This window comes from Vibrio neptunius (assembly GCA_019339365.1).
GTDB classification, from domain to species: Bacteria; Pseudomonadota; Gammaproteobacteria; order Enterobacterales; family Vibrionaceae; genus Vibrio; species Vibrio neptunius.
In genome coordinates this window covers 612,687-632,189 of sequence record CP079860.1, presented here as the reverse complement: position 1 = coordinate 632,189, position 19,503 = coordinate 612,687, and the positions used below count along the sequence as shown (strand labels likewise).

Below are 19,503 nucleotides of genomic sequence, written 5' to 3'. Positions count from 1 at the left end.
GTTTCGGTAGGGTTAGTAAAGCACAGCCCCCGACATATCTATATCGAGGGCTGTTTTAGATGGGCGATTTAGAGATCGTCGAAGATCGTTTTTGTGCGTTTTATTCTAATAGGTTAACTGTACTCGCTCTTAAGCAAACATAACTATAAAGGCCATCACGACTGGAGCACATATTGCTGTAAAAATGCCACACAATGCGAGTGCTAAAGAGCTATACGCAGCATCTTCTGGGTTTTTATCTAGAACTTGAGCCGTCCCCAATGCATGGGCTGCAGCACCAATTGTAAGACCTCTCGCAATTTTCCCTTTAATCCTCAACAAATTAAAAATTGGGTAAGCGGTCATTGCTCCTATGAGGCCAGCAAATAAAACAAGGACAGCACTGACAGCAGCATCGCCATCTAGTTGATAGGTTGTTGCCATCGCGATAGGGACTGTAACCGACTTAGTCAAGACACTAACCACTAATGGAATATCGGCACCGAGCGATAATGCTATGAGCCCTCCTGACAACATCGAGAATATTGCCCCAAGGAAGCATGCCCCAAGTATTAACCGAGCCTTTTTCTTTATTGTGCTTAGCTGAGAAAAGATTGGGTAAGCCATCACTACTATTGCCGGTTGCAACAAATAACCCAGTAGTCGATTATCTTCATAATACTCGGAATACGGCACATCCAATAAAAGTAAAACAGCAATAATGAATGAGACACCTAACAAAAGAGGATTAAGAAGTGGGTGCCCCAATTTCCTACATATCTGCTTAGCAGTTACATATGTAATCAACGTCAAAATTAACCACATTAATCTTTATCTCGCTCAAAAGTATTGATTGAAATCGCCATAACCACGAGAGTCAGCATTGTTCCACCAAACACGCTGGCTAGCAGTATGCTCAAGTTAGACTCAATTAAGTCCCATTTGATCATTAATCCGACAGATACAGGTGTAATCAGTAATGGAATGTTTTTTACTAGCAAGTTGCTAGTGAAGGATAGCTTAGTAGAGTCACATAGCCCTGTAGCCAAGAAAGCTAGTAGTATCATCATTCCTATAACACCTTCAGGTATTGGCATACCACTAATGGAGATCACCACATGACCGAGAAACAACGATATCACCACCCAAACAACTGAATAAATGACATTCTTCAAAACTACATTCCTAAGTTTGAACATTCGAAAGCGCGACTTTAACATCAACCTAACTCAAATTCATACGCGACATGAATGCTTTTTTAGCAAGCAACACAGTCAAACTTCAAAAATACCCATCTGATTCACATCACCCTTACACAACTCAGGCTGCATGTCTGGGTCGGGCGGTAGGCCAACGGTATCAATAATTCCTTCAACAGACGTTAGTGTGTGAAAGCGAACGCCGCAGTTAAAGTTCATACATTGCCAGTAGGCTTTTCTTGTTTCGTTGGTCATCTCCTGAGAAGTGACAATGCGGGTTTTGCACCCGCATTTGGGGCATGGCATTAGCATTCGTTCTCTCCTTCTGACTGACAGATTTGTTCAATACCCTAAGTCGCGAACTTGCCTCACGCTAGGTCGTCACCAACCGGCCATTTCTCAGTTGAACGGACATATATTTGTCTATCGGGACCTTTGCTCCGAGCGACAAGGGCCGGAGCAAGCATTGAACCCCTTTAACGCTCCATCCGGTCACGTCCATCAAGGCTTGTTCAAGTGGTGAAATGGGTATTTTTTCTGTCTGGTTACACTTATTTTCAGTGCTCCAAGGAAGCGCTCCGCGCTTTGCTTGCCTCGTGGCCAAGTCCTTTTTCTTCACCAGACTATAGTGCTCGCTGCAGGTTGCGATTACTTTCCCTAACCAATCAATACCAATGACTCGCTTTACCTTGTCGCCGTATTGATTGAACTTTTCTTCATACGCAAACTTGGCCTTAAAACCAAGTTCGCAAAAACCTTTCCAGCGAGAGTGGTTTGCATGGTCTCTTAGGGCTTCCAGCTCTTCATCAAACGCGGTATCTAAAGGCGTCGCTCGGCGCAATTGGCGCCAGAGCCCAACAGGTGGCGCACCAGATTGTGAGAACTGCTTAATTCGATGTATACGGGCCCAAGCGGTGGCAGACATTGCAGACCGCTTTGCATCACCTTCAGGCAGGTGAGCCCCATTGATGTTCTTAGATATGTACTTAATGATGTAACCGGTGGCGGTACCCTGAGCTGGGTCGCAATCTTTAATATCAATACGCGGCTTTTTGTTGAATATGCCATCGATGTAGAGCTCGTCTTTGTCTTCATCGGTCGCGACCCCCTCGATAATATCGATCAAGTCTTGTTTATGATCAGGGTGAACATACAAGAACATATGGGCATGTGGCGTACCATCTTTATGAGGTTCAGCAACGCGTAAGCCAAACCAGTCGATGGCCATGTTCGGCTTCTTAAACCAAGCTCGGGCCAAACGCCATTTCGCCATCAACACTTCGTGTGCTTCTTTAGGTGTGCAGCCGTTCCATTTGCTTGACTTACGATGGTATTTGCTCGGCAGCGTCCAGTTAACAAAGACCCCCTCGTAACCCATTTCAATGGCGCGTTCTTCATCGCCCCGGGAGCGAACCACGAGTTCTATTCTGCGGTTTTCTGGGTTGGCGATGGTGCGTTTAACGACTTCAGCCAAGTCAAACGAATGCCCCGTTTCATCGTTCAGAACCGCCATCGACTCAACGAACGCTTGAGCCTCTTTTTGCTTCTTTTCCCAGCGAGCGTAAGAACGGCGAGACACGTATTTACGTTGCCCTTTGCCAGCGCCCACTCGGTTCAAAGCGATCTGCGAATACTCGATGTACTGAGTGCGTAGAAACTTAAACTTTCTGACCAAGTAGTTCACATCTAAACAACGGCGAATCGCACGTTCAAGCTCTCGCTCGGCCTCTTCTAAATTCGGGTGTTTCTTTTTGATTTGAGGTGGAGAGAGGTAAACCTGCTTCATTTGCTTGCTGATACCCTTGAAAGATTTTTTGAGTGCATCCAGATAGCCCTCCTCTTCCTCCAGTATCTCTATCTGCTGCATCAAACGCGTAAATTGCTCGATTAGATTTAACGCCAAGTGTTCAATGGCATCATCACTCATCAGAACACTGTGCTTGAGTTCGACAGAGCTGCGCGCCCCGCTGTGCACTCTCAATCGATCGGTGGCACCATTACGCTCATCGACAAATGAATACTTATCTTCAATAAATGGCGAGCACTTCAACCCATGTTTGACCGCATCATTGGTAAAACGATCCATGTTTTCACGAGTGGCATTGGTGCGTTTTTTTCTCCGATAAATAGCAAACCTCACATCGTCTTGCACAATGCGAGGTAGCCTAGGCATGAATTTGCGGGCGAACAGCGTATTCATTCAATAGTCCTTATAACGTCGAATCGGCTTGGTCACTTGCGGCGGATGATTCCAAAGCGATATCGCTTGCTGTGAAGTCATTCCCTCCGGGCCTGTCTTCCCGCAGTCAGAGCAGATCACAAAGTAACGCTCTGACTGTTCTAGCGCCTTTTCGCAAAACACATCGTTACTTCGACATGCCTTACAAGGATGGAGGCGCAAGGTCGGGATGAAGAGACTCATTGCGCGTTGTTTACCGTTCCATCGGCATCGATACAGCCGCTACCTGTACAAACAAACGTCATGGGCTTGTTCTTGTTGGAAGCGCGCTTTCCAATGCCATGTTTTTCTCGGAGCTTGGCCAGCAGAAAACGCGCCCGCCCAGTCTTTTTCGGGTCATAATCACTGAGCCCCGCCATATCTTTACACGGCTTATGGCAGGGCGAAGTCGCGGGCAGCGCGTATTTACCGCTTTCGGTATAAATGGATTCGCCTTGGCAGTAGTGGATATCTTCCGTCATGATTTCATCCTCACTTTTTCTTTGACTTGAAAAGGGAAAAAACAGTGCTTTATCGCGGCGTGTTGCCCCCTGCCTGAAAGCCAACCGTCATGACAGAACGCGCCTTGCCACGCACCGCCCGCTTGACCTGCTTCTTACTCAGGGTTGCTTGCCAAAGATTGATCCCCAACACACGCTCAATATTGGACAGCTCACCACTCGTCAGACAGGCAAGCCCCTTGCCTTCAGGATGAGTGATGGCGTCTAAGACAGATCGCATATCCTCAATCGCTTTCTGCTCTTGTTTGTTCAGATTCATACCGCGGCGAGCTCCTGTGCATCGAGGATGAGGTAACCGCCAGCGCCTTCCCCCTGACTCAGCACACCACGCAATAGGTGATTGCAGTCGAGTTGGGCACAAGCTTGTTCAACTGCCGACTCTAAACAGTCGAACTCACCAAGCTCAGTCACTTCTGGTTCAAAGGTTTGCTCGTGGCGCTTTATCGCGCCATCACCAAACACACGCAGGGCAAAATACTCCATCACGCCACCTCCGCGGCTTGTTGCATCGAAAGAATCGCAAGGCCAGCTTGGGCGTGAACATCACACCACATACGGATAAGATCGCTTTGAAAATCCTCCTGCCCGTCAACAGGATTAGCGCGGAATTTATGGATGTTAAGCGCGGCGACGTTCTGCCAATGCAGCGCCTCATCAACAGTGGTAAGTTGGATATTGATGGATTGAGTGTTCATACCTTGCCTCCTATAACGGCCAAACAGTACTGTTCAAACTGATGTAGGGCTTCATCATCCCAACGGCCTAAATCTCGAAGCCCCAGCATTTCCAAATACAAGCGGCGATTGCTCAAATCCAGTTGCGACCAATGGTGCAACTGAGGCTTGGCCTGTTTATTGGCCGAAGAGCGATACCAGCTCACAAACGAATGCGAGAAAAACACCCGCGCCCGATCGCCCTGCATGGCGTTTTGGATATCGGCCAGCACGACCTCTTGCGGTCGAAACACCTCAATGGGTGGTAACTTTTTAGCAATGGCATCTAACTGCACCAGAATGTCGAACTGTTGATCCTCACTACTTGCCTCAAAACGAGTAACGATTTGCTCAAATGAACCTTTGATCAGTTGTTGTTGGAAGTTATCCATATCTACACCCCTGTAGAAGTTAAGAAAGGCCCGACAGTGGTGCGCCATTGGCAATAAGGTCTACCCCCATTGCAAAAAATGGCTGAGCACTGCCGGTGCGGCTTTCCAGATCGTTGATAAGTAGCATCAGGTTGCTAATCCCAGCCTGCGCCGTTTTGATGATTGAGTTTCTTGTCGTGCGAGGAAGCGTTCGGTTGCCGGCATTGTCGATCGCCAGTTGCGACATCTCCCCTGCGAGAATGGAATTGTTGAGAGCCCGTTTGATGAAGCTTTCCGCCTCGCTACCTTGGGCAATATGCGCGGTAACCAGATCAAGCTTGCGCAGCACAACTTCCAAAATCACGTAATCGTTGCTGGCTTTAGAAATTGCCATCATCTCTGGTAAGGAAAGCACGTGCGGCTGCTCGGTATTGAGCTTATTGCGCAGCATGTTAGAGCGAAGGCCGCAGGCGTTGGCTATATCCGTCAGGTCATTGCGATGACGATGACGAAACAAGCTGCATGCCTCGTTGTATTCATGTTGTACATCCGCCAGAAACGCGCACATTGTTTGGGTTGCTTCCATATCAGATACTCTCTACAACGGGTTAACCGAGCTGTTCCATTGCTTCACGGGCGGCGATTTCCGTCATTGCCACCATATTGATCAGCGTCTTTTCTCTGGGCTTGGACTTGGGCTTGATGATGATGCGCCCCTCATCAATAAACTGCTTGACGGTGCCTTCGGCCAGGCCAGTTAAATTGCAGTAGTGCGCTACCGTCACGTACGGGCAAGCGATGGTGGTCATGAGTGGTTGGTTCATCGCTGCTCCCCTTTAAAGTTGTTGATATCTATAAATTGGTTTTTGAATGGTTCTGCTTTTGGATTGCGAAGGGCGGCTAAAATCGCCTTCTCTTGCCGTTCGGTTAAGACTTGTTTGCGGCATGCATCAATATGAGTGGCTAGGTCATCAAGGTGGACCATAAACGGGCTGCGTTTGTGATCTTCCATTCGGAAAGTGGGAATAGGTAAAGACTGGCTGTTTGCTTTACCGTTTGCGGTTTCGGCGTTGATATGGAAGAACTCTTCGCAAATATCGCCCAACGCCACAATCGGTGTGCCAAAACGAGCATGGAGTGCATATTTCGTATTCATAATCAGTGCCCTACATCACTACACGGCAGAGCGCGCATGTGATACATTGGTGAGTCGGTGTTAATTGGCATTAATCGGGAATGTTGCTTTCATTTTAGGATTTATGCTGATTTTTTGGAATCTTAGATCGGATTTTTAGGTTCGGTCAATATTAATTTGTGGGTGTTTGGTGAAATTTTGGTTTAAGACTACTGAGTTACAAGGGATTGCAGGTTTACCCACGACTCCTCAAGGTTTCAGTCAAAAGGCAAAGAAAGCAGGCTGGAAGTCCCGTAGGGCAAAAGGTCAGAGGAATGGGCTTGAATATCACATCTCAAATTTTGATGAAGAAGTGATTGCTGAATTACGCGTAAAGTATGGTAATGACGTTATTCCTGATAATGTGACGGAAATCTCAAACGTAAAAACCGTGAATACCGTCTCTCAAATTGAAAAGATGTGTGCTGTTCCCGTCTATAACGTCTATGCATCCTGCGGTTTTGGCACATTGAACGATGCTGAGTTTCAACTTCGTACCGAGTTCCTCCCATGTGAATGGTTAAAGCGGTTTGGTTTAACCGAAGAAACCGCCAGAATCATTATCTGCCATGGCGACTCAATGGAAGGGACCTTAAGTGATGGCGATGAGGTTCTTGTCGATATTCGAGAGCTAGAACACCCAGTTAAGCATGGCGTGTATGTTGTTCGAATTGGTAAGCATGTCTACATCAAACGTCTGAAGTACGACATCATGGCAGAAGGCTATGAAGTCATCTCAGACAACAAAGAAGAATATGATTCATTCATTGTGAACGAGGAGAAACTCAACGAGTTCGCGGTGATAGGAAAAGTTGTTACCACCGTCATGAAGGCGGTGGTGTAGAAACGCAAAGGCGACCTTCGGGTCGCCTTTTTTATTGGATAAGAAAATGACAAATGAATCAATAGAAAAGGACGCCATTGATTTTGGTCCCTTTCAGTTTTTCACTTTGGTCCTATCAATATACGTTCTAGGAGCATTGTTTGCTGAAAGCGTGTTCAAGTTACCTTCTGATGTGACTGAAATTCTGGCAATTACAGACAACATTATATGTGTGGTGTTTCTTACGGATTTTTTCATTCGGTTTAAACGGGCCGACAGTAAGAAGCAATTTATGAAGTGGGGATGGATAGACCTCTTATCTAGTATCCCAATGCTAGATATGTTTCGTTACGGAAGAATCGTAAGAGTGGTTAGAGTCCTTCGAATGTTAAGGGCTGTTAGGTCAACCAAAATGCTTCTTTACTACCTGTTTAGCAACAAGACTCAGGGCACGTTTTCCCTGGTCTCAGCAGTATCAGTGATACTCGTTATCTTTGGTGCTATCGCTATGCTCCAACTTGAGAAAGGCATCGAAGGTTCAAACATCCATAATGCAGGTGATGCCCTTTGGTGGGCATTTGTGACGATCACGACAGTAGGTTATGGAGATTTCTATCCAGTGACATATGAAGGAAGAATTGTTGCGGCTGTGCTGATGACGGCGGGTGTAGGCCTATTTGGTACCTTTACTGGCTTTGTCGCATCTTGGTTCTTAGAAGAAGATTCGGACAAGCAAGATGCACATGTGGTAACTAACTTACGTACAGAGATCTCAGAGCTGAAAGCCTCAGTAGAGCTATTGAAGGAATCAATAGAAAAAAAGGATGTGTAAATGACTACAAAATTGGATTTATATGGCTATGCATGCAAAGAAAGTAGACCACAAGACTGGCCGCAACTTTAAGGTGATCGGCAAGGCGTTAGCGCCGTTGTTTAAGAAGATTTTTTAGTTTCAAGCTGCCCATGAGAGTGGGTGGCTTTTGCGTATTTGCTCCGAGTTAGTGTGGTTTAAGTTGTTACGGTTGTCACGAATAAGTGGAAAAGTGCAGCAAGCAGTTTTGGAAGGCCTTCGACAACATGAGGTGCTATGTGCCAGAAGAAAATTAGCTCGAACAAGGTCAGCTTTACTTCTTTAAGTGCCCTAAGTAACTCATCTACTTTCATTGCGATATTCCAGCTTTTTCTATGTGAAAAAAGTGTACTAAATGACTGAACCTACGCCTATTTTAGATTTAGTAAAGAGAACAGAATGACTAAGAAAGATTATTACCGTTCGTTGGAAAAAGTTAAGCAAGTGCTGACTATGGAGTCTGATCCATTTGTAAAGCATGTACGCACATTTGCTGCTATTCACGAGGTGGTTTCTGGTATCGGCTATACAGCTTTTATGGCTACTGACCGCACACATGCTTCAAATAACAACGATGCTGATAGTGAAAGACGGAAGGTGGAGCAAGCAATATCGAACGCAAAACAAAGAGATAGTAGGGAGACTCATATATTCGAGCTGATAACAAGTCATCAATCCCTCAAATCCCAACTGACAGGATTTCAGCAACTTGTTGGTGAAAGTTCCAGGCTCTTTGAGCTATCTGCTTTGTATCTAGAGCTTTTAGAGCGTTATAGTGAAACGTATAACAGCTATGTTAAAGGTTATTCACCTCACACTGCATATTCGTTAGCGTTCATCGCCAATGATCTGATGCGCGCCACAGACAATATGGTGTTGATCATTGATGTAGTTTTAGAATCTTATAAACACAATTCTATCCAAACTCCTGATGGATGTGAGTCACTAGAGATCTATTTATCTAATGTACCCTCTGTTGTTGCCTTTACTAAAAAGTTAGCTGCTTTGAATGTTGTGTACAGTGAGGTTAGTCAGTTATTGGGTTACTCAAATGTAGATTTCCCTTTAACTATCGACTATATCGAAAATGGCAGCTTATTAACCCGGATCGTTGGAAGTGGGGCAGGTATAGCCCTGGTTGGCTGGATCTTCAATGTTGCGGCGCCAATATATATTGAAAAGTATGTGAATGAGAGAGAGCCGGCGGAGCTTTGTTCAATTGAAAATACTGGAAACTTAGATGCGATGTTCAACTTGAGTGTAAAGCTGAAGGAGAACGGTGTAGAGACAGATGATATACAAGAGAACATAGCTAAGTGTTTGAGGAAAATAACCAAGTCTACAGATGAGTTATTTGGTGACCAGCCTATAATCGAGGTCAATGATAAAGTTTATCGATTGGACGAGGGGTTACAGGATAAACTACTAGAGCATAGTCGTCAGAAGTTAATTGGTCAGTTTACACTCGATCAAAATGCATAATTAGAGGTACTCAATGTCTCAACTATGGTTACCAGCACCAGTAGGTGTGGCGGTAAAAGGAAAATCTTACTTAAACAAACGTATCTTAGCTGTAGGTAAGAAAGAGTTTTATATTCACAAGGATCAACGTTGTAGACAAATGCCAACATTAATATTAACTAGAGGTAGTTACAAAATGGTGCTGATCAATAGTTGATAACCTAAATTGTAGAGTTTTGCTTAATGTTTAATATTGGACAAATTTACCATCGTAAATCTGAGATTAATGCTTTGTACAAAGGTTAAGGGCAAGGAGGAATCTCAACCCCTTCATCTGTAAAGGACATATTTATATTTACTGGTGATGCTGGTGAAAAACACGGTTATGAAGATCACTTCACTGAAGAGGGGATTTTCCATTATACCGGTGAAGGTCAGGTTGGTGACATGGAGATGGTACGAGGAAACAAAGCCATCTATGAAAGTTCTAAAACTGGACGAGCAATTCATGTTTTTGAATACGTAAAAAAGGCGTATGTTCGCTATAACCAGGGTGAGAGCATACTAACTTAATCGTTCAATCCGCAAACATATTGGTCACTTTTCAAACTGAGGAGTTTGTGTTTTCTCGGCAGTTTTCGGGAAATTCGACTTAGATTTTAAGCTCGAATACGGCTTGATTGAGAAGTGAGCGAAGTGTGCTCCCGCCCTGTCGCTATAACGGACTAGCAGAGTGCATTGGTATGTTTAATGTATCTGTCCTTTTAACTAGAATATATAAGAGCTTGTAGCTTTTTGAGAGCCATAGCATGACGTCATATCATAACGATCAACCAATTATTGATTTGGGACAAGATCAACTTAACCGCGCATCTTTTAGTCGCTCGCTAGCAAAAATTGCAGCTTTAGATGCCAATTCTCCTTGTTTAACTGTTTCCATAGAAGGTGTTTGGGGGGCGGGTAAAACTTCCATCATCAACCTTGTAAAACAAAATTTGGAAGAACTACCTATGCCACCTATTGTGGTTCAGTACAATCCCTGGGTTAATGGCAAGCCCAAATCGTTGGTTGAAGACTTTTTGGTGCAATTCACTTCGCAGTTAGGGTTGGCTAATCATCCTGAAAATGGGTTACAAGTAGCTAAAGAATTACTTTCTTACTCTAAACTCTTTAGCGTGGTAAAACTAATACCAGGTGTTGAGCCTTTCGGTTCACTTGTTGAAAATATATTTAAAGGTGTCGGAGAAGCTACTCAATCGCTTTCAGAATTGAAGAAACTGGATATTCAAGCACAGAAGAAAAAAAGTAGCTGAAAGCTTAGGTAAAATCGACAGGCCAATTGTTGTTATAGTGGATGATATTGATCGGCTTACACCAAGTGAATGCTTTCAAGTTTTACGATTAGTTAAAGCTATCGCTGATTTTCCAAGAACTACATTCTTACTTGCTTTTGATCCAGACTATCTTCAGTCGGTTCTCGCTGCGCATAATGTCAGCAATGCAACTCAGTATATTGACAAGATTGTTCAATTAAGATTGCCAGTCCCACTGATCACTAAAGATGATTTGAATGCCTTGGTTGACTTAGCCTTTGAGCAATTAGGGTCTGACTTCACGTTTGAACATTATGAAGATGATGGTGAAAGGTTTACTTATATTTATCACAAATACATAATGTAGTGGTCAACAAATTCCGGACACTAACTTAAGCCGATTTTCGGCAGTAACTGGGGACAGCCCATCATTTGCTTGATGAGGCCGGTGCCTATTGTAGTAATTCATTAAGTAATAGCTGATATCCCTCTTTGCCTGAGTTTGGGTTAAATATCCTGTCGCTGGTATCCATTCGGTTTTTAGGCTTCTAAATAGCCTTTCCATAGGAGCATTATCCCAGCAATTACCTCGACGACTCATGCTCTGAGTTATGCGATATCGCCAAAGCCTTTGACGGTATTTTAGGCTACTGTATTGGCTTCCTTGGTCTGAGTGGAACATCACGTTGTTAGGTCGTCCTCGTTGTTCCCAAGCCATGTCCAAGGCTTTGCAAGTCAACTCTGCATTAGGTTTGTCTGATAGTGCCCAACCCACTACACGACGGCTAAATAGGTCGAGTACAACAGCCAGATAACTCCACTTTGAACCGCACCAGATGTAAGTAATATCGCCACACCAAACTTCATTTGGAGTGGTAACAGAGAACTCACGCTTCAACCTATTGGGGATATCTGGTCGCTCTAGCTTAGCCTGCTTATAGCGATGCGAGCCCGGTTGTTTGCTTATCAGCTCTGCTTCTTGCATAAGCTTACGTACTTTGAAACGTCCGACATCAAAGCCTTCAGACTTCAGCATAGAAGCAAGAGTTCTGCTACCAGCAGCGCCGCGACTCATGTTAAAGAGCTGCTTCATTCTGCTGGCTAACCGAATGCGATTAACATCCGGCTTTCGTTGTTTAAACTCGTAGTAGCAGGAAGACGCAACATCGAACAGCTCACAAAGAACTTTGACCGTTTCGTGCTCCCTCAACTGGTCAATTAGCGAGAACGTTCTAGTTCGTCCGACATTAAGAGAGCTGTAGCTTTTTTTAGTATGGATTTTTCTCTTTCTAAGCGATTAATCCTAGCTTCTAACTCTTGGATCTTCTGCTGTTCTGGCGTCAAAGCTTTAACCGTTGGCGTTTCTCCGCCACGCTCAATCTTTAGTTGCTCGACCCAGCGTCGTAAGGCTGTATCACCGATGTCTAGAGAGCGTGCCGCCTCAGATATTGAGTAACCTTGATCAAGAACCAAGCTTGCAGCTTCTACTTTGAATTCAGAAGAAAATGTACGTCGTTGTCGTTTTGTCATTGAACACCTCATGTATGGTGGAGACTTTACCACCTAATTTGGTGTCCGGGATCATTAAACCACTACATAAAGCAAATACTAGAGACTCCTCGTGATGTGAAACGTACGATGAATCATTTTAAGTTCGTCTATCAAATTGTGAAACATGAGGTTAGTACAACCGATTTGTTCATACTTTCGGTTCTTGCTACTAAGTGCAACAAAGTTTACGAACATATTAAAAATGAACCATATACGTACACGAATCACCACAACGGCAAAAATATTCGGTTTAACAGTGATGAAAAAAAACATGCACTGAAAGAAGCTAAGGTTTGGCGTACTAATATTTACAAAGAAATGAATATGCCAGATAACAATCCAATAGAGGGACTTTTAGGGGAAGTTTTCCCATCTATAGAACGGCATTTTCAATATAAATTTTATGGGGTGAGTGATGCAGACGCGGCAGGGCGTATTGATAGTATTGATCGGTTATCAACAGCGCTGCATATTTCTACACCTAGAGGTTTGTTCTCCGATGAGGGTGTTCGTAAATTTATTGATGATGCTGAATCAAATCTGGATGTCTTGGAAAGTGCGATAGATGATAATGCGATTTCTCGATTTTTAGAACTATATACTTTTCAGCTTGAAAGTCGAAAATACAACTCTTGGCATTATTTGGAGAATCTGAATGTCTTGGCAGATGTTCTGATGAAAGAAAATTTATTCGATCAGCATAGCGATCTTTTTAGCGATATGTTTGTAAGTATTAGCAACCATAAAGCCATGTGTAGGCTTGTCAATAAAGTGATCCGAATGGGTGAGGATGATAAAGTAAAGCTATTAGAGAGCGCTATCAATAATCTAGCCCTACTGCCATTTGTATCTGAAATAGTAGTATCGGTGTTAAGGCAGTATAAATCTAATGATGAATCCCCATTACTTACAGAAAGTGAGTTGGAGAGAGTTTTTGAAACTTACGTGGTTACTGCAGAGAAAGTTCTGAGAGAGCATCAACTTAATTCAAAGATTCTTGAGTATCATGTCATACAGCCTCTTTGGACTGGAAAAAAAAGATGCAGGAGAACATACAGTGAGTTCTTTAGATCAAAGTGATGTCTTGCGGCTAGGTTATCTTTTAATTGGTGAAATAGGTGCTTCCTCGTCTAATGGGATTTACCTTGCTGTCAATCTTGAGAAAGCAGGTTCATGTATCGATGTTTTTTCACTGAAACAACAGGCCAAAACGCAATTAGAGTTAACTGAAAACGCACTAGATAGAGCGATTTTACTTAGCATATCGAATGGACAAAAACACTATGTCAGCGATGGTACAGTGGCTACGTAATGTGTGGTTAGCTAGCAATACTCTGTAGCTGCAATTGTGCACTTATATCTAACTAGAAGATTGAAAAACTTCACCCAAACAAATACCGCATATACATGCGGTGTTTGTTGGTGTTGATATGTCTATTCGAAACTTAGAAGACGGGTCAAAAAAGCCGTGGCTATGTGAATGTTACCATCAAGGGCTAAGCATACAAAGAACAGGCACTACAACTTTCGCTGATTCGGTAAGAAGGAGCCACTAGGCTCCTTCTTTAGAAATTATGGTGTGCAATGTCATGCCTGCACTTTATTGTCTTTTAAATAGCCTTCTCTGGCAGCTTTGGCTTGTTCTTGCGCAGTTTTGCTTTTACGGAATGCTTTCATATCCATTACCACACGATCTGGGTTAACCATTTTCAGCATTGGGTAATCGCGCTTCGTGGTATTCTGTTTACCAAAGAAGTTTCGGAAAATGTCCATAATCCAACTCATCAATACCTCCTAGATAGACTCACGTTATCAAGTCGGTGTGCTTATCTTAATGTTAGTGTAGGGGAGTAAAAGGCAGAGCAACAAAGATCTGCTTCATTCTAATGTATCACTTATTACCGAGCCAATCTTCTGGGGCAGACTTAGACCTTTCATCAAAAGTGTATAGGCGCCATCCTACCGCACATTGAAAAACTAACGACAATGCCGTACTGTTTTTATATACAGTATTTTCTTGGTATTGATATGTCTATTCGTAACCTAAAAGACGGCTCAAAAAAACCGTGGCTATGTGAATGTTACCCTCAAGGGCGAGGCGGCAAGCGTGTTCGTAAGAAGTTTGCCACCAAAGGGGAGGCCAAGTCTTTTGAGCTATTTACGATGAAGGAAATAGACGACAAGCCCTGGTTAGGTAAGAAAACCGATCACCGCCGTTTGCAAGACTTACTCGATACCTGGTGGCAAGTTCATGGGCATACTGTGAAAACGGGTAAAGTCTCCTATGATGTGATGGAAAAAACCATACGGATGCTTGGTAATCCACTTGCCCGTTTATTTACGGCTAACGATTATCTTCACTATCGAGCTAACCGCGTTAGTCACCACCCAACAAGGCCAGATATCGTCATATCTGCCACCACTCATAATATCGAGCTCAAAACCTTACGGGCGATGTTCAATAAGCTCATTAAGTACGAACGTTGGGACATGCCCAACCCATTGGCCGATATTGAACTGGTCGCGAGTAGTCAGCGAGAGTTAGCGTATTTAACCAAAGAACAAATAACCCCGTTTCTCGAGCGTGTGCGCTGCGATAACAGCCCTTCAGCTGGGCAAATCTGTGTGGCTTGCAAAGTATGTCTAGCGACAGGGGCGAGAATAGGTGAGGCTCTAAAGTTGAAGTGTTCTCAGGTCAGCCAGTACAAATTGCTGTTTACAGAAACCAAAGGCAAAAAGAACCGCTCTGTTCCAATATCTCGCGCTTTATATCGTGAACTACTCGATGTTGCGGTGAGTGAGTCAGCCGTATTTGACGTGACTTACTATGCGGCTTGGGAGTGTGTGAAACGTGCCTTGCCAGAGCATGTTCCAAGTGGGCAAGCGACGCATATATTGCGACACACGTTCGCCAGTCACTTTATGATGAATGGAGGGGACATTTTGGTACTGCAGCGTATTCTAGGTCATAGTAAGATTGAACAAACCATGGCTTATGCGCACTTCTCACCAGACCATCTTATGCAGGCTGTTGAGCTTAATCCCCTCGAAAACGAGTCGTTAAAAAGTGGCGACAAAATGGCGACAACTGTCAATTAACCTCGGTTTTAGTCGGTTATTGTCAGTATATCGCCACTATTCAACTTACTTAACTTTTATATAAATCAGTCACTTAGGCCACTTCAGTATCATCTGCGATGAATCCACCCGTTTGGTGGGCCCACAGCTGGGCATAAATCCCTTTGTTTTGAATCAGTTCCTGATGAGTACCTTGTTCAACAATTTGGCCTTTATCCAAGACAATTAGACGATCCATTGCAGCGATGGTGGATAAGCGGTGTGCAATGGCGATAACGGTTTTTCCTTTCATTAGCTCATTGAGACTTTCTTGAATGGCGGCTTCTACTTCTGAATCCAGTGCAGAAGTTGCTTCATCCAGAATCAATAATGGCGCATCTTTGAGTAATACTCGCGAGATTGCAATTCGCTGTCTTTGACCGCCAGACAACTTCACGCCTCGCTCACCTACTTGAGCATCGTAGCCTTTGTTGCCAAATGGGTCATTGAGCGTCTCGATGAACTCGTGTGCATGGGCTTGTTTAGTCGCACGTAACAGATCCTCTTCGCTGGCATCAGGGTTACCATAAAGGATGTTGTCGCGAATCGAACGATGCAACAGGGATGTATCTTGCGTCACCATACCGATATTGCTGCGCAGAGAATCTTGAGTGACATCAGAAATCACCTGACCATCGATCTTGATGTTGCCGCTCTCAACATCATGGAAACGCAAAAGCAGATTGACCAAGGTGGATTTACCTGCACCGGAGCGACCCACCAAACCGACTTTTTCCCCTGGCTTAATATTCAGGTTGAGGTGGCTGATCACTCCTTTGTTTTCGTCGCCATAATGGAAGCTAACATTGTCAAACTCGATCCCACCGTGCTCAACTTTAAGAGGCTTAGCATTATCTTTGTCTTGAATATCAATGGGTTTTGAGAGTGTTTTCATACCATCGACTACGGTTCCCATGTTTTCAAACAGAGCCCCTACTTCCCACATGATCCACATCGACATGCCGTTAATACGTAGAGCCAGAGCAATCGCAATAGCGATGGCACCAATGCTGATCGAGTTGTCCATCCATAGATAAATAGACAATGCACCTATGGTGAAGACCAGGAGGTAGTTGGTTATCTCAACAGCGACGTCAAAACCAGTCACTAAACGCATCTGGCGATAAACGGTATCAAGAAAGCCGCGCATGCCGTTTTCTGCGTACACCGTTTCCCGTTTGCTGTGGGAGAATAATTTAACGGTCGCAATGTTGGTGTAGCTATCGACGATACGGCCTGTCATGGTCGAACGTGCATCGGCTTGCTCTGACGCGACCTGCTTCAACTTAGGAACGAAGTATATTTGAATGCAGACATAACACAGTAGCCAGATCACCATTGGGATCATTAAACGCCAGTCAGCCTGCGCTAAAAGCACGACAATCGCGGTAAAATACACCGAGACATAAACGAAAACGTCCATCGTTTTCATCACCGTTTCACGCACGGCCAGAGAAGTTTGCATCACTTTGGTTGCAACACGGCCTGCAAAATCGTCCTGATAGAAGTTCAGGCTTTGTTTGAGCAGATAGCGATGCGCGAGCCAGCGAATCGACATTGGGTAGTTGCCGAGCAATGTTTGGTGGACCAAAAGAGAATACGCGACGACCAAGATGGGCATCACTATAAGTAGTAAGCCACCATACAGCATTAGCTGTGACTGGTTTTCTTGCCAGAAGGTGTTCGGGTTGCTGGTCGATAGCCAGTCAACTAGGTTGCCCATTGCACCAAATAGTGACACTTCGACTATCGCAACCACAGTGGCCATTAATGACATCAGGATCAGAGGGATCTCAAATCCACGAGTGTAATAGCGACAGAAAGCAAAGATCCCACTCGGTGGTTGAGAGGGTTCTTCATCGGGAAAAGGTTTTGTGAATCCTTCAAATTTCTTAAACATATCTCGCCTTAAAATATCACAACGCAGGAGAGAGCCAGAGATGGCTATTGCGTTTGTGTCATATGGTAGCTCGTTAATGTTTGAAATGTAACCATATATCAATCAATTGTTATACGAGCTGCTGCATATTATTCATACAATCGGTTTAAAAAGTCTTGCTGGCAATAAAATTTACTGAGAAAAATGAAATTCACAGTAAAAATACATGGTGACTATCGGTTGGGATGGGTGAATTCAGTTATTTTTGTTTTAACAATATGTCTACAATTCAACGTAAGTGAGTGAGATATAACGAGTCTATCGCAATGTTCAAACAGCAAACACAACTAGAAAAGTCAGTTTCTACAGTGCAAAACGCTAACTGTGTGGTGATGGTGCCACCAAAAGAGTTTGCGTTTAATGCTGAAACCGCTCGAGACAATGAGTTTCAACATCAAGTCAGCGAAACAACGGAACAGGTTCGCAATCAAGCAATGCAAGAGTACAACACTATGGTTGAACAATTGCGCCATGCTGGTGTTCAGGTCGTTGAATTTGACTACCCACTTGGTGCGGTAGAAACACCAGACGCCGTATTCCCAAACAATTGGTTCAGCACCACTGCTGACGGTGCTCTCTACACCTTTCCTATGGCATGTGAAAATCGTCAACAGGAAGTTCGCCCTGATGCCCTGCGTCAAGCACTAGAAGCGGCAGGTCGAGCTGTGTCTAGTGAAGATTCGTTGACGGATTACTTAACACAGAATGCACACCTAGAAAGTACAGGTGTGATGGTGATTGATCATGTTAATCGCACCATTTATGCTGCGCTTTCACAACGTTGTGACCGCGAAGTGTTGGAAGATTATGCTGAGCGAATCGGTTACGAGCGTGTGGTGTCTTTTCAGACGGCACTACCCTCCGGAAAACCTATTTATCACACCAATGTAATGATGGCGATCGGTGAACATTTTTGTGTGATTTGCGATGAAGTGATTCCAGAATTTGAGCGCCGGTTTGTACTCAAATCTCTTGCGAAAGATAAGCAGGTTATCTCTATCAGCCTTGAGCAGATGAACCAGTTCTGTGGCAATATCTTGGAACTTGAGACTGTCAATGGTGATAAAGTGATCGCAATGTCACAATCGGCGTTCGACGCGTTTTCACCAGCACAACGTGCTCAGTTGTCGAGCCATGGTAAGCTTCTTCCATTCAACGTGCAGACCATAGAATCAATCGGTGGTGGTAGTGTTCGTTGCATGTTGGGTGAGGTTTTTCTGCCAAGTCGCAAGAACAGCTTATAATCATAAAACAGCCTGTCATCAGACAGGCTGTTTTAGTTTGGCTCCATACTTCTCTTTACAACTGCCCATTACGCCTCTTATTCTGCGTGTATGAATTAAAAGAATAGGTTCATACCTATGCTGAAAGGAAGCGAACTCCCTTCGATTAAAGCCCTGCGATCGTTTATCGCGGTTGCTCATCATCAGAGTTTTTCAAAAGCAGCAGAAGAGCTGTATGTCACTCAGGGTGCAGTGAGTAAGCAGATAGCGATACTGGAGCAGATGGTTGGTAGGCCATTGTTAGAGCGTCAGTTGAATGGCATTGAATTGACGACAGCTGGAAAGCAATACTTACCCAAAGTTATTGAAGCGCTAGAGATCATCCAACACGCTACCGCTAGCCTGATTCAAAGTGATACACAGCAAGAGTTACTGACCATTGATGTGACGCCTTCGTTTGCCAGCTTATGGTTGCTGCCTAAGATCGAAGAGTTTCGGCGTTTGTATCCACAGTTGCAGGTTAAAATACGTACTCGTGAGAATGCCCAGCTTAAACTTGCAGGTGAGTCGGATATCGCCTTGCGTTGTTTGCCGCTGTCTAAGCATTACGAGCACAGTCAACTCTTGTGTCATGAAAAGCTACTTTTGATCGGTGAACAATCCGCGTCCTGTCGCGATTTTACTTCTGTGTTAACACAGCATACTTTGATCCCTCAAACCACTAGACCACAGTTGTGGGAGCTGTTTAAGTTAGAGCATCAGTGCTCGGAGCCACTCAACTATTATGGTGTCGGTTACGAACATTTTTACTTGTCATTAGAGGCGGTGAAGCGGGGGAAAGGGTTGGCTTTGGTGCCTGATTTTATGGCGCGTGAAATGTTGGACAATGCTCAGGTGAACAATCTGCTTGGTCTATCGATGCTCAGTGGCTATGGTTACTATTTGAGTGTGCCGAATTACCGTTTGGCTTCAAGGAAAGTTCAGCTTTTTCATCAGTGGCTCAGAGACGAACTTGAAGAGAATAAATAATAAACCCGGCGTTTGCCGGGTT

The 19,503-nt window shown here is 44.2% G+C and carries 27 protein-coding genes and 1 pseudogene; 11 read left to right on the top strand and 17 right to left on the bottom strand.

The genetic code is table 11. The features are described 5' to 3' along the window. Window positions 1-129 precede the first annotated feature (129 nt). The 13 genes and pseudogenes from KW548_19490 to KW548_19430 all read right to left on the bottom strand — a co-directional run bounded on the left by KW548_19490 (window position 130) and on the right by KW548_19430 (window position 6,157). A complete protein-coding gene (locus tag KW548_19490; GenBank protein ID QXX09238.1) occupies window positions 130-804 on the bottom strand; it encodes an LrgB family protein in 675 nt (224 codons plus the stop codon). After that, window positions 804-1,154 carry a CidA/LrgA family protein gene (locus KW548_19485; GenBank protein QXX09237.1) on the bottom strand — a complete coding sequence of 117 codons (351 nt, stop codon included), beginning with the start codon at window positions 1,152-1,154 and terminating at the stop codon, window positions 804-806. Before KW548_19485 ends, KW548_19490 begins: the two co-directional genes overlap by 1 nt. 99 nt (window positions 1,155-1,253) lie before the next feature. Continuing rightward, the gene (locus KW548_19480) at window positions 1,254-1,490 is read right to left on the bottom strand and encodes an ogr/Delta-like zinc finger family protein (protein QXX09236.1); all 237 of its coding nucleotides are present in this window, start codon (window positions 1,488-1,490) and stop codon (window positions 1,254-1,256) included. A gap of 61 nt (window positions 1,491-1,551) precedes the next feature. Then, complete coding sequence (locus tag KW548_19475; protein QXX09235.1) at window positions 1,552-3,378, bottom strand: replication endonuclease; 1,827 nt, start codon at window positions 3,376-3,378, stop codon at window positions 1,552-1,554. Further along, the gene (locus tag KW548_19470; protein ID QXX09234.1) at window positions 3,379-3,600 is read right to left on the bottom strand and encodes a Lar family restriction alleviation protein; all 222 of its coding nucleotides are present in this window, start codon (window positions 3,598-3,600) and stop codon (window positions 3,379-3,381) included. Then, window positions 3,597-3,815 (bottom strand): hypothetical protein, encoded by a 219-nt coding sequence (locus KW548_19465; GenBank protein QXX09473.1) that lies wholly within the window; start codon window positions 3,813-3,815, stop codon window positions 3,597-3,599. The genes KW548_19470 and KW548_19465 overlap by 4 nt, the downstream gene beginning before the upstream one ends. Window positions 3,816-3,874: 59 nt before the next feature. Further along, window positions 3,875-4,176, bottom strand: a pseudogene (locus KW548_19460) (hypothetical protein). Then, window positions 4,173-4,400 carry a hypothetical protein gene (locus KW548_19455; GenBank protein ID QXX09233.1) on the bottom strand — a complete coding sequence of 76 codons (228 nt, stop codon included), beginning with the start codon at window positions 4,398-4,400 and terminating at the stop codon, window positions 4,173-4,175. The pseudogene KW548_19460 and the gene KW548_19455 overlap by 4 nt, the downstream one beginning before the upstream one ends. After that, on the bottom strand, window positions 4,400-4,612 hold the full coding sequence (locus tag KW548_19450; GenBank protein ID QXX09232.1) for a hypothetical protein: 213 nt from the start codon (window positions 4,610-4,612) through the stop codon (window positions 4,400-4,402). The genes KW548_19455 and KW548_19450 overlap by 1 nt, the downstream gene beginning before the upstream one ends. Then, entirely contained in the window at window positions 4,609-5,022 is a 414-nt protein-coding gene (locus tag KW548_19445) for a hypothetical protein (GenBank protein ID QXX09231.1), read from the bottom strand. The genes KW548_19450 and KW548_19445 overlap by 4 nt, the downstream gene beginning before the upstream one ends. A gap of 19 nt (window positions 5,023-5,041) precedes the next feature. Next, entirely contained in the window at window positions 5,042-5,587 is a 546-nt protein-coding gene (locus KW548_19440) for a phage regulatory CII family protein (protein ID QXX09230.1), read from the bottom strand. A 22-nt stretch (window positions 5,588-5,609) separates the two neighbouring features. Then, window positions 5,610-5,810, bottom strand: a complete 201-nt coding sequence (locus KW548_19435; protein QXX09472.1) for a hypothetical protein — start codon at window positions 5,808-5,810, stop codon at window positions 5,610-5,612. An 11-nt stretch (window positions 5,811-5,821) separates the two neighbouring features. Then, on the bottom strand, window positions 5,822-6,157 hold the full coding sequence (locus KW548_19430; protein ID QXX09229.1) for a pyocin activator PrtN family protein: 336 nt from the start codon (window positions 6,155-6,157) through the stop codon (window positions 5,822-5,824). A gap of 169 nt (window positions 6,158-6,326) precedes the next feature. Between KW548_19430 and KW548_19425 the strand changes: the two genes are divergently transcribed. Together KW548_19425 and KW548_19420 are read left to right on the top strand one after the other, a co-directional pair. Then, entirely contained in the window at window positions 6,327-7,019 is a 693-nt protein-coding gene (locus KW548_19425) for a S24 family peptidase (GenBank protein ID QXX09228.1), read from the top strand. A 46-nt stretch (window positions 7,020-7,065) separates the two neighbouring features. After that, window positions 7,066-7,830, top strand: coding sequence for an ion transporter (locus tag KW548_19420; protein ID QXX09227.1), 765 nt, complete (start codon window positions 7,066-7,068; stop codon window positions 7,828-7,830). A gap of 176 nt (window positions 7,831-8,006) precedes the next feature. On the opposite strand, the gene KW548_19415 is transcribed toward KW548_19420, so the two are convergent. Then, window positions 8,007-8,162 carry a hypothetical protein gene (locus KW548_19415; protein QXX09226.1) on the bottom strand — a complete coding sequence of 52 codons (156 nt, stop codon included), beginning with the start codon at window positions 8,160-8,162 and terminating at the stop codon, window positions 8,007-8,009. Window positions 8,163-8,247: 85 nt separating this feature from the next. Between KW548_19415 and KW548_19410 the strand changes: the two genes are divergently transcribed. The 4 genes from KW548_19410 (at window position 8,248) to KW548_19395 (ending at window position 10,989) form a co-directional block, all read left to right on the top strand. Then, window positions 8,248-9,330: a hypothetical protein gene (locus tag KW548_19410; protein QXX09225.1), complete on the top strand. Its 1,083-nt coding sequence runs from the start codon at window positions 8,248-8,250 to the stop codon at window positions 9,328-9,330. Between the two features lie 13 nt (window positions 9,331-9,343). Then, window positions 9,344-9,526, top strand: a complete 183-nt coding sequence (locus tag KW548_19405; GenBank protein QXX09224.1) for a hypothetical protein — start codon at window positions 9,344-9,346, stop codon at window positions 9,524-9,526. A 592-nt stretch (window positions 9,527-10,118) separates the two neighbouring features. After that, window positions 10,119-10,622, top strand: a complete 504-nt coding sequence (locus tag KW548_19400; protein QXX09223.1) for a KAP family NTPase — start codon at window positions 10,119-10,121, stop codon at window positions 10,620-10,622. Beyond that, window positions 10,591-10,989, top strand: coding sequence for a KAP family NTPase (locus KW548_19395; protein QXX09471.1), 399 nt, complete (start codon window positions 10,591-10,593; stop codon window positions 10,987-10,989). Before KW548_19400 ends, KW548_19395 begins: the two co-directional genes overlap by 32 nt. Before the next feature lie 3 nt (window positions 10,990-10,992). Here the strand turns inward: KW548_19395 and KW548_19390 are convergent. After that, window positions 10,993-12,152 (bottom strand): IS3 family transposase gene (locus KW548_19390; protein QXX09222.1). Its coding sequence is split into 2 segments (ribosomal slippage): window positions 10,993-11,885 and window positions 11,885-12,152, totalling 1,161 coding nucleotides; the frame shifts between segments, so codons are not numbered across the junction. Window positions 12,153-12,260: 108 nt separating this feature from the next. On the opposite strand from KW548_19390, the gene KW548_19385 reads away from it, so the two are divergent. Both KW548_19385 and KW548_19380 read left to right on the top strand, forming a co-directional pair. Continuing rightward, window positions 12,261-13,253, top strand: coding sequence for a hypothetical protein (locus KW548_19385; GenBank protein QXX09221.1), 993 nt, complete (start codon window positions 12,261-12,263; stop codon window positions 13,251-13,253). Then, on the top strand, window positions 13,231-13,485 hold the full coding sequence (locus KW548_19380) for a hypothetical protein (GenBank protein ID QXX09220.1): 255 nt from the start codon (window positions 13,231-13,233) through the stop codon (window positions 13,483-13,485). The genes KW548_19385 and KW548_19380 overlap by 23 nt, the downstream gene beginning before the upstream one ends. Window positions 13,486-13,760: 275 nt before the next feature. On the opposite strand, the gene KW548_19375 is transcribed toward KW548_19380, so the two are convergent. Next, window positions 13,761-13,958 carry a hypothetical protein gene (locus KW548_19375; GenBank protein ID QXX09219.1) on the bottom strand — a complete coding sequence of 66 codons (198 nt, stop codon included), beginning with the start codon at window positions 13,956-13,958 and terminating at the stop codon, window positions 13,761-13,763. A gap of 243 nt (window positions 13,959-14,201) precedes the next feature. On the opposite strand from KW548_19375, the gene KW548_19370 reads away from it, so the two are divergent. Then, window positions 14,202-15,272, top strand: coding sequence for a tyrosine-type recombinase/integrase (locus tag KW548_19370; protein QXX09218.1), 1,071 nt, complete (start codon window positions 14,202-14,204; stop codon window positions 15,270-15,272). 73 nt (window positions 15,273-15,345) lie between these two features. Here the strand turns inward: KW548_19370 and KW548_19365 are convergent, their stop codons facing one another. After that, window positions 15,346-17,190 carry an ABC transporter ATP-binding protein/permease gene (locus KW548_19365; protein ID QXX09217.1) on the bottom strand — a complete coding sequence of 615 codons (1,845 nt, stop codon included), beginning with the start codon at window positions 17,188-17,190 and terminating at the stop codon, window positions 15,346-15,348. 305 nt (window positions 17,191-17,495) lie between these two features. Here KW548_19365 and KW548_19360 point away from each other — a divergent pair, with 305 nt between their 5' ends. Beyond that, on the top strand, window positions 17,496-18,473 hold the full coding sequence (locus KW548_19360) for an amidinotransferase (GenBank protein QXX09216.1): 978 nt from the start codon (window positions 17,496-17,498) through the stop codon (window positions 18,471-18,473). 117 nt (window positions 18,474-18,590) lie between these two features. Beyond that, window positions 18,591-19,481 carry a LysR family transcriptional regulator gene (locus tag KW548_19355; protein ID QXX09215.1) on the top strand — a complete coding sequence of 297 codons (891 nt, stop codon included), beginning with the start codon at window positions 18,591-18,593 and terminating at the stop codon, window positions 19,479-19,481. The last annotated feature ends 22 nt before the right edge of the window (window positions 19,482-19,503 follow it).